Origin of the sequence: Streptomyces sp. NPDC058955 (assembly GCF_042741435.1) — a bacterium.
Classification (GTDB): domain Bacteria; phylum Actinomycetota; class Actinomycetes; order Streptomycetales; family Streptomycetaceae; genus Streptomyces.
Map to the genome: position 1 here is coordinate 26,083 of NZ_JBHYKM010000106.1, position 1,873 is coordinate 27,955.

General features: G+C 79.8%; 1 protein-coding gene and 2 pseudogenes. 1 reads left to right on the forward strand and 2 read right to left on the reverse strand.

What is annotated here, in order from left to right; all coding sequences use genetic code 11:
* Together ACFW1I_RS30320 and ACFW1I_RS30325 are read right to left on the reverse strand one after the other, a co-directional pair.
* Positions 1 to 1,043 (reverse strand): annotated as a pseudogene (locus ACFW1I_RS30320) (4-alpha-glucanotransferase); the annotation flags it as partial.
* A gap of 1 nt (position 1,044) precedes the next feature.
* Positions 1,045 to 1,302, reverse strand: coding sequence for a hypothetical protein (locus tag ACFW1I_RS30325; protein WP_384675905.1), 258 nt, complete (start codon positions 1,300 to 1,302; stop codon positions 1,045 to 1,047).
* 298 nt (positions 1,303 to 1,600) lie between these two features.
* Here ACFW1I_RS30325 and ACFW1I_RS30330 point away from each other — a divergent pair.
* Positions 1,601 to 1,873 (forward strand): annotated as a pseudogene (locus ACFW1I_RS30330) (hypothetical protein); the annotation flags it as partial.

Below are 1,873 nucleotides of genomic sequence, written 5' to 3' on the forward strand. Positions count from 1 at the left end.
GGCGGGGGGGCGCACAGGTAGTCGCGCGCGCCCGCCCGGGCGGGGGGGCGCGCGCCGCCCCGGGCGCCGTCCGGGGTGCGCAGCCCCTCGGGCCAGGAGCGCCAGTGGGGGCCGTGGCGCTCGGCGAGGGCCTGGTAGGTGGCGTGGTCCTCCAGGGCGCGGCCGCGCTCGGCGAGGAAGTCGTGGAAGTCGGCGCGGCGGCCGGGGCCGAGCTCGACGGCGGCGACGCGTTCCAGGGCGCGGAGCTTGAGCGCCCAGACGGCGTCCCGGTCGATCGCGGTGCCCTTGCCGAGGACGCTCTCGCGCAGTTCGGCGGCGGCGGCGAGGATCCGGTCCAGTTCCTCGCGGGGGCCGGGGGCCAGGTGGGCGTACTCGGGGATCCGCTCGATCCGCAGGTGGACGGGGTCGGGGAAGCGGCGCGAGGAGGGGCGGTACGGGGACGGGTCCGAGGGCGCGCCGGGCACGCCCGCGTGCAGCGGGTTGACCTGGACGAATCCGGCGCCGTGCGCGCGGCCCGCCCAGGAGACGAGCTCGCGCAGGTCGCCGAGGTCGCCCATGCCCCAGGAGTGCTCGGAGAGCAGCGAGTAGAGCTGGACGAGCAGGCCGTACGCGCGCGTGGCGGGGGCCGGGACCCGCGCGGGGGCGACGATCAGGGTGGCGCGGCCGGTGCGGCCGTCGGGCGCCTCGGCGTCCACGGTGTGCACGCCGAGCGGGAGCCGCTCCCAGGCGCCGCCGTCCTCGCCGGTGTGGACGGCGCCGGTCTCGGTGGTGATCCGCAGCCGGGTCCCGGCGGGCAGCCCGGCGGGCGGGCCGGACGGTTCCTCGCCGGCGTGCCGGACGAGGGTGGGCGGGAGCAGCCGCTCCCGGTCGGCCCGCTCCGCCGCGCCGAGGGAGGCGGCGACCGCCTCCGGGGTGGTGGCGTCGACCCCGAGGGCGCCGAGCACCGCGACCACGGTGGCCTCGGGCACGGCCCTGGTGACGCCCTCGGACGGGCTGAACTCGGTGGCGACGCCGTGTCGGGCGGCGAGGCGGGCCAGGGTCACTTCACGCTCCGGGGGACTCCGTGCCGCACCGTGTTCCGGGGGCGGCGGGCTCGCTGGTGAGGGGGGCCGCGCCGGTCAGGGGCGGCTCGCTGGTGAGGGGCGCGGCGCCGGCCTGCGGCGGCTCGCTGGTCAGCGGCGCGGCGGCCGCCCACGAGGGCTCGCTGGTGAGCGGCGCGGGCCCGGTGGGCGGGGCGTCGCCGGAGGCGGCCTGGCGCGGGATCCGTATCCGTCCGGACAGGGGGCGGGCGGTCGTGGTCACGGGGTTCTCCCGGTTCGTCTCGACGGGTGGTGGCCGGACGGCTGGTGGCCGGCGGCCGTGGGTGCGACGAGTGGGAGACCTACCCATCGCGCCTCCCTTTGCCCCTTTTACCGGGGGAACGTGGCGAAAGGGCGACAGCTCGCCGGAGGTTCACCGGGCAAAGCCGACACTTCGCCCCGTCGCATTGACACCTCCGTGCGACGGGTGGTGGGGTCGTAACCCGCTCGTGACCAACCGGCCGGGCAGGACCCGCCCCTGACGATCCGGCGGGTCCCGGGCCCGGTGAAGGGAGACCCCCGTGACCCCCGTGCGTCCGGGCCGTGGACCGCGTACGGCGACCGCGGTCGCCGCCGCCGTCATCGGCGGGCTCCTCGGCGGCGCCGTGCCCGGCTCGGCGGGCGCCGTCCCGCCGGCCGCCGCGGCGCCCGACCTGGCCTCCCTGCCGGCCGCTCCGGCGGCTCCCGCGGCGGGTCCCGCCACCCCGGGTGCCCCCGCGTGCCGGGCCCGGGTCGCGCGCGCGGGGGCGCGGGAGCCGTGCGGGTGGCGGCGGCCGGAGTGGCTGACGGCGGCG